General features: G+C 75.6%; 7 protein-coding genes. 5 read left to right on the top strand and 2 right to left on the bottom strand.

The window, feature by feature from the left end; all coding sequences use genetic code 11:
* The first annotated feature begins 150 nt into the window (after positions 1 to 150).
* Both CBZ_RS06130 and CBZ_RS06125 read left to right on the top strand, forming a co-directional pair.
* Positions 151 to 1,473 carry a saccharopine dehydrogenase family protein gene (locus CBZ_RS06130; RefSeq protein WP_130780700.1) on the top strand — a complete coding sequence of 441 codons (1,323 nt, stop codon included), beginning with the start codon at positions 151 to 153 and terminating at the stop codon, positions 1,471 to 1,473.
* 52 nt (positions 1,474 to 1,525) lie between these two features.
* Positions 1,526 to 1,903: a PH domain-containing protein gene (locus CBZ_RS06125; protein ID WP_130780699.1), complete on the top strand. Its 378-nt coding sequence runs from the start codon at positions 1,526 to 1,528 to the stop codon at positions 1,901 to 1,903.
* Positions 1,904 to 1,990: 87 nt separating this feature from the next.
* On the opposite strand, the gene CBZ_RS06120 is transcribed toward CBZ_RS06125, so the two are convergent.
* A complete protein-coding gene (locus CBZ_RS06120) occupies positions 1,991 to 4,315 on the bottom strand; it encodes a MucBP domain-containing protein (protein ID WP_130780698.1) in 2,325 nt (774 codons plus the stop codon).
* A 123-nt stretch (positions 4,316 to 4,438) separates the two neighbouring features.
* Here CBZ_RS06120 and CBZ_RS22080 point away from each other — a divergent pair, with 123 nt between their 5' ends.
* Positions 4,439 to 5,734 carry a GntR family transcriptional regulator gene (locus CBZ_RS22080; protein ID WP_165446676.1) on the top strand — a complete coding sequence of 432 codons (1,296 nt, stop codon included), beginning with the start codon at positions 4,439 to 4,441 and terminating at the stop codon, positions 5,732 to 5,734.
* Between the two features lie 120 nt (positions 5,735 to 5,854).
* Here CBZ_RS22080 and CBZ_RS06110 read toward each other — a convergent pair whose 3' ends face one another.
* Positions 5,855 to 6,043: a hypothetical protein gene (locus CBZ_RS06110; protein WP_130780696.1), complete on the bottom strand. Its 189-nt coding sequence runs from the start codon at positions 6,041 to 6,043 to the stop codon at positions 5,855 to 5,857.
* Between the two features lie 238 nt (positions 6,044 to 6,281).
* Here CBZ_RS06110 and CBZ_RS06105 point away from each other — a divergent pair, with 238 nt between their 5' ends.
* Complete coding sequence (locus CBZ_RS06105) at positions 6,282 to 6,506, top strand: FeoA family protein (protein ID WP_130780695.1); 225 nt, start codon at positions 6,282 to 6,284, stop codon at positions 6,504 to 6,506.
* Positions 6,503 to 7,105 (top strand): FeoB small GTPase domain-containing protein (locus CBZ_RS06100; RefSeq protein WP_174768633.1); only part of this gene is annotated, 603 nt, incomplete at its 3' end. The genes CBZ_RS06105 and CBZ_RS06100, both read left to right, overlap by 4 nt.

Raw genomic sequence — 7,105 nt, 5'->3', positions numbered from 1 at the left:
AGGTCGTCGTGCGGTCGTTCACCTCCGCGGGCCACGACGCCGAGCCGGAGGCCTGACGCCCGAGGTGTCGCGCCGGGCCGGCGTCACGCCCGGCGCGGCACCGCGGCGCTCGCGCTTGCGGGTGCCGCCCGCCCGCGCGAGCGTGGCCCGATGACGCCGTCCGCACGCGAGCACGACCTGGTCCTGTTCGGTGCCACGGGGTTCGTCGGGCGGCTGCTCGCCGCGTACCTCGCGGAGCACGCGCCGCCCGGGACGCGGATCGCGCTCGCGGGGCGTCGTCGCGCCGCCCTGGAGGAGGTCCGGGCGGGCCTGCCTGCGGCCGCGCAGGCCTGGCCGCTCGTCGCCGCCGACTCCGGCGACTCGGCGTCGCTCGCCGCGATGGCCGGGTCGGCGCGCGTCGTCGTCTCGACCGTCGGCCCGTACCTGCGGCACGGCCTGCCCCTCGTCGAGGCGTGCGCCCGCGCGGGCACGCACTACGCCGACCTCACCGGCGAGGTCCCGTTCGTGCGAGCCGCGGCCGACCGGTACGACGCCGTCGCGCGCGCGTCCGGCGCCCGGATCGTGCACGCGTGCGGCTACGACTCGGTGCCGTCCGACCTCGCGGTCCTGCTGCTGCACCGGCGGTGCACCGCCGACGACGCCGGGACGCTGCGCACGGTCCGCACCGTCGCGACCGCGCGCGGCGGCGTCAGCGGCGGGACGGTCGCGTCGATGCGCGGCATCGCGGAGCTGTCTCTCCGGTCGCGGTCGGTCCGCCGCCTGCTCGCCGACCCCTTCTCGCTCAGCCCCGACCGCGGCGCCGAGCCCGACGTGCCGCAGCCGCCCGACGCCCCCCTGCCGCGGCGCGGCCGTGACGGCCGCTGGACGACGCCGTTCGTCATGGCGTCGTTCAACTCGCGGGTCGTCCGCCGCAGCAACGCCCTGCAGGGCTGGGCGTACGGGCGGACGCTGCGGTACGGCGAGGTCATGGGCGTGGGCAGCGGCCCCCGGGGCGCCGTCCTGGCCGCGGGGATCAGCGCGGGCCTCGCCGTCGGGCTCGGCCTCGTCGCGGCCGCGTCCGCCACGGCCCCCACCCGCGCGCTGCTCGACCGTGTGCTGCCCGGACCCGGCACCGGCCCCGACGCCGCGACCCGCGAGCGCGGCTGGTTCCGCATGACGGTCGACGCGACGACGACCCACGGCCGCCGGTACCGGGCCGTCGCGGGCGGACCGGGCGACCCCGGCTACGCGGCGACGGCCGTCATGCTGGGCGAGGCCGGTCTCGCGCTCGCCCTCGACGAGCCCCACCTCCCCGACCGCGCCGGCTCGCTGACCCCGGCGTCGGGCCTGGGCGACGTCCTGGTCGACCGGCTCCGCGCGGCGGGCCACCTGTACGACGTCGCCGAGCGCAAACGTCCCACGCTGAGCGCGGCCCGGGAGTCGACACGCGCCGAGCGCACGGTCGGAGGTGGGCACCCGGCCGACGTGCGGTAGAACAGCGGGCACGGCGCCGCGCGGCGGCCGGCACACGACCGGGAGGACGTTCATGACGCAGGGCACGCAGGTCCCGCACGACAAGGCCGAGCAGCTCGAGAAGGTCGTCGCGGGGCTCATCGAGGGCGAGGAGATCTACGCCGTCTACGACTGCACCGGGGCCGGCACGGGGTTCCTCGCGGTGACGAGCCTGCGCGTGATCCTGCAGGACAAGTCGTTCGTCGGCGGCCGGACGGCAGTCACGTCGCTGCCCGTGCGCTCGATCTCGTCGGTGTCGTTCGTGGCGGACAAGTCCGCGTTCGGCCGCTTCCACACGTCGGCGACGGTCGCGTTCACGGTCGGCTCGACGACGCACGAGGCGACGTTCCGCGGCGAGGACAAGGCGCGGCACGTCCACGACACGGTGCTCTGGCTCCTGACCCGCGACTGAGGCCGCCACCCGCTGTGGGCATGGCCGAGGGCCGTCCCGCCTGAAGGGGAGAGGCGGGGCGGCCCTCGGTCGTGAGGGTGGTGGTGCTCAGGCCTCCTTCTGGCCTCCACGGCGGTGCACGAGGTGCAGCGCCGTTCCGGCCAGCGCGAGGACGAGCGCCAGTCCACCGAGTGCACCGGCCGGGGAACCGGTGCTGGCCAGCCGCTGCGGGCCGGTCGTCGTGGCGTCGGGGGCCGCGAGCACCTCGGAGAGGTACGGGGGCTCCGTCGGCGGGGTGACGTCGAGCTTGCGGTAGACGTAGACGACCTCGGTCCCGGGCTCCATCTCGCCCGAGGCGTTGGCCGGCACGGCGACCAGCTCGTACCCGGCGAGGGCGGCCGGGGTCGTGTCGTAGTGCTCGCCCTGCGTGCCGTCGCGGTGCGTCGGGTCGGCGAGCGGGTTGCCGGCCTCGTCGACGAACCGGACCGTCAGGTCGGCGGGCGCGGGGGCGGGGGTGGGCTCGGGCGCCGGGACGTCCTTGCGGTAGACGTAGACGACCTCGGTCGGCGTGACGGCGAGGGTGCCGGTCGCGTTCGTGGGGACGGCGACGAGGGTGTACCCGTCGAACGACCGCGCCTCGGTGGTGTAGTCCTCGCCCACGACGCCGGTGCGGTCGAGACGGTCGGCCAGCGGCGTGCCGTCCTCGGCGACCCAGCGGACCGTCAGGTCGGCGGGGCCGGGTGCGGGGACGTCCTTCGTGTAGACGTAGACGACCTCGGTGGTGCCCTCGACGAGCCGCCCGGCGGCGTTCTCGGGACGCGTGACGAGCGTGTAGCCGGGGACGTCCTTGGCGGTGGTGTCGTACGCGTCGCCGGGCGTGCCGTCGGACCGGTCGGTCCCGGCGACCTCGACGCCGTGCTCGTCGACGTACCGGACGACCAGGTCGCCGACCTTCGGGGCAGGGACGGGCCGGTAGACGTAGACGACCTCGGTGGTGCCCTCGGCGTAGGTGCCGGACGTCGCGCCGGTGACCTCGACGAGCTCGTACCCGGGGAACGACCGTGCGTCGGTGCCGTACGTGGTCCCGACGGGCTCGGTGGTGGTCGCCGGGTCGACGAGGTCCTCGCCGTGCTCGTCGACGTGCCGCACGATCAGCGAGCCGGTCGCCGGGGCGGGGTCGACGAACGTGACGGTCGTGCTGTCGGGGGCGTCGAGCCCCTTGCGGACGGTGATGTTGGCGGGGCCGTTGGTGTACGTCCCGGCGACGGTCGAGGTCACGTCGAGCGCGATCGTCAGGGCGGCGTCGCCGGCCTCCAGGTCGCCCGCGGTGACGGTGACCGCGTCGCTGCCGGGCTCGGCGACGACCGTGGCCGTGCCGTCGACGACGAGGTTCGGCACGTCGGCGACGACGAGGCCCGCCGGCAGGGCGTCGGTGAACGCCCAGCCCTTCTTGTTCGCGAGCTCGGCGGTGTTGGTGACGGTGAAGGTCAGGCGGACGGACTCGCCGGTGGCTGCCTGCGAGACGCCGAAGGCCTTGTCGAGCTGCGGGGTGACGTCGAGGACCTTGATGTCGTCGAACGCGCCGTCGTCCCCGAGGTGCTCGGACGTGGTGTTCCGGATGACGAAGCCGAACTCCTCGCCGTCGTAGAGGAACGAGTGCTCGGACGCGAACTGCCCGGCGAACACGGTGCTCGTCGTGCCGTTCGCGAGCTTGCTGACCGGGACGGCCCGCGCGCGGGGGTCCTTGCAGGGGTTGATCGGGCTCGTCGAGAGCGCGGTCTCGACGCCGTCCTGCGCGACGAACAGCGCGTACTGGGGGTCGCGGCGGTCGGGGTGGGCGGCGTCGCGGCAGTTGGCGGCGGCTGCGGACATCGAGAACGCGAGGAACCGGCCGTTGCCGTCCGGGACGGTGACGGGGTTCGCGGGCGTGGTCGCGAACATGACCTTGCCGCCCGCGGGGGCGTCGCCCTTGCTCTGCGTGTAGGCGGAGACGACGGTGTTGGTCCGCGGGTCCGTGCTGCCGTTGACGGTGCCGATGGCCTCGGCGAGCTGGCGGAGGGTCGCGAACGCGGTGTCCTCGGTGCCGTTCTGCGCGCCGGTGCCGTCGCCCTTCACGGCGGTGTTGCCCCAGGACAGGACCATGCCGTTGGCCTTGGTGGCGTTCATCCAGTACGGGTCGGCGGTGTAGAGCCCGCCGCCGTAGGCGTCGAGCATGGTGCGCGGCCCGCTGTCGGGCGCCCGCTCGAAGTCCTCGTGGAAGACGACGGGGGCGTCGGCCGGGACGCCCGGGTGCCCGGGCGTGGCGTGGGCGCCCGGAGACGCGGCGACGACGAGGCCGCCCGCGAGCGTGGCGGCGAGGCCGGCGCCCAGCGCGGTGCGGGCGCGGCGGGTCGCGCGGGTGGTGCGGGACGTGGTGCTCGGTGCGGTGGTCATCGGAACCGGTCTCCCCTGCGGTCTGCGTCGCTGATGTTCTCTAATGTATTTCAGCGAAGACAGCCACAGTCAGGGACCAACGTCCTCATGCGAAGACGACGCCGCTCCGGTTGGATGGGCGCTGTGCCGATCCCGCGCGAACCGATGCCGCTCACCCGCAACGCCCTCCGTGACGACGTCCACGCGCTCCTCGAGCACGAGCTCGTCACCGGCACCCTCGCGCCGGGCGCGCGACTCACCGACGACGACCTCGTCCAGCTCACCGGCACCTCACGCGCGCCCCTGCGCGAGGCCCTCAACCAGCTCGCCGCCGTCGGGCTCGTCGACGTCGCCCCACGCCGCTCCACGCACGTCACCGAGCTCGACGGCCGCGCGTCCCGCGAGTCGCTCCAGATCGACGGAGCCGTCATCGCCCAGTCCGTCGCCGAGGTCACCGCGGCGGGGCTCCCCGGCGGCCTGCGCGAGACCCTCGCCGCCGCACGCGACACCGTCCTGCGGGACGCCGACGCCTACCGGGACGCGATCCGCGCGCGCCGCCTGCGGCCCCTGTTCGACGCCGTCGTCCGCGGCACCGGCAACACCGAGTACGTCCGCCTGTGCGCCGCCGTGTCCCCGGTGGTCGACAGGTTCGCGGCCCTGCACGCCGACACCCTCGGGTCCACGCACCACGCGAGGATGCGCACCGCCGTCGACCACGCGCTCGCGGGCGACGCCGACGCCGCCCGAGCGGCCTGGGGCGACCTCGTCGACGTCCTGCTCGCCGACGCGGCAGTCACCGGTGAGGCCGACCACCCGCCCCGGCCACAGGCGACGACCACCTTGCGCAGCCGGGCCGCGGAGGCCATCGAGCGGGCGATCCACGACGGCACCCTGCGCCCGGGCGAGACCATCCGCGAGTCCGACCTCATGACCTGGCTCGGCGTGTCCCGCACGCCGGTCCGGGAGGCGCTCACCGCCCTCGCCGTCCGGGGCCTCGTCGTCCAGTCCCACCACCGCTCGGCCCGGGTCGCGGAGATGTCGCCCGACGGGCTGCGGCACGTCCTGCGCGCGCTGGGCGTGCTGCGCCGGCTCGCGATCCGGCTGGGCGTCGAGCACGACCCCGACGGCCTGGCCGCCGCCCTCGACGCGACGCTGCCCGCCTGGGCGGAGGCCCGGTCGCTCGACGCGCTGCTGCACGCGTCCGGGCTGGTCACCGCCGCGATCGACGACCACTGCCCCAACCGGCGGCTCGTCGAGCACGCCGCGACGCTCACCGCGCGGGCCCTCTGGTACGTCGCGAACGACCCGTCGACGTTCGGCGTCATCGACCCGGACCGCGCACGCCGCCTGCGCGACGCGGTCGCCGCGCGCGACACCGCCACCGCCGAGGACGAGATGTGGCGGTCCTTCGTCGCGGCAGCACGCCGGCCCGCCGACTGAGGCTGCGTCAAGGGCAGGCGATCCGGGCGACGGCCGCGTCGACCGTCGCCGCGGTGCGGCCGCTCACGGCGACGCGAGCGCCCGACGCTACGCCGGGGTGCCGCGACCGACCCGTCGTCGCTACCCGCCGTAGAAGCTCTTCAGCAGCTCGAAGACGACGATCGCCGGCCACACGATCGCCTTGGGGATCGCCAGGACGAAGTCCCAGAACCCCTCGCCCTGCGAGAAGTAGTACACCGCCGCGCCGATGAGGCCGAGGCCGTAGACCGCCCCGCCTCCCGCGCCGCCGGCGTCGGAGCCCTTCGCCATGAGGTTCTCCCTCGCTGCGTCGGCCGGGCGTCGCCGTCCGGCCGTCCGGGCGGGATCGGTTCCCGATCACCAGGTCGCCCGACGCCACCGTTCACCCGCGGGCGAGCCGCGGTCAAGGCTCGCGGCGCCGTGGGCTGCGGCGACGCGCCGGTCGCGGTGCGGGCGCGGTCCAGGCGCCGGAGTGACGAAGGACCTTCGACCCATGAGGTGAGGCTTGCCTCACTCGTACGTTCGCCTCGTGGACCTCACCGAGTGCGCCGTGGGCGCCCAGGCGACCGTCGTCGGCGTCGACGTGCCCGACCACGCCGGGCTGCGTCTGCGCGAGCTCGGCCTGCGTCCCGGGGCGGTGGTCGCCGTGACCCACGACGTCGGCCTGCAAGGGCGTGTCGTCGGGGTCGGCGCCGAGCGGTTCGCGCTCGACGTGCGGACCTGCGCCCGGATCCACGTCGAGCCCCGCGCATGACCTGCCACGACACCGGCGACGTCGCGGTCGCCGTCGACGGGCAGGCGGCGGTCGCGCTCGTCGGCAGCCCGAACGTCGGCAAGTCGACCCTGTTCAACTCCGTGACCGGCGCCCGGCAGCGCGTCGTCAACGCCCCCGGGACGACCGTCGAGCTCGCGTCGGGCGTGTGGCGCGGTGCCGACGTCGAGGTGCTCGACCTGCCTGGCGCCTACTCGCTGCTGGCCCGCACCCCCGACGAGCAGGTCACCGCCGACACCGTCGCGGGCCGCGGACGGGACGTGTCCCTCGTGGTCGTCCTGGTCGACGCGACCGCCGTCGCCCGCTCGCTGTACGTCGTCGGGCAGGTCGCGCGCACCGGGACGCCCGCCGTCGTCGCGCTGACCATGCGGGACGTCGCGGCGTCGCGCGGGATCGTCGTCGACCCGTCGGCGCTGTCCGCCGCACTGGGCGTGCCCGTCGTCGGCGTCGACCCGCGCACCGGCGACGGCGTCGACGCGCTGGCCGCCGCGGTGCGGTCCGCGCTGGCGTCGCCGGCCCGGCTGCGGGCACCGGCGGACCCGCCCGGGCGCGTCGGCTCCGACAGTGCCGCCTCCGCGGGT

It is taken from the genome of Cellulomonas biazotea, from assembly GCF_004306155.1.
Lineage (GTDB): Bacteria > Actinomycetota > Actinomycetes > Actinomycetales > Cellulomonadaceae > Cellulomonas > Cellulomonas biazotea.
The sequence above is the reverse complement of the archived record's forward strand: the minus strand, read 5'-3'. Positions and strand labels throughout refer to the sequence as shown.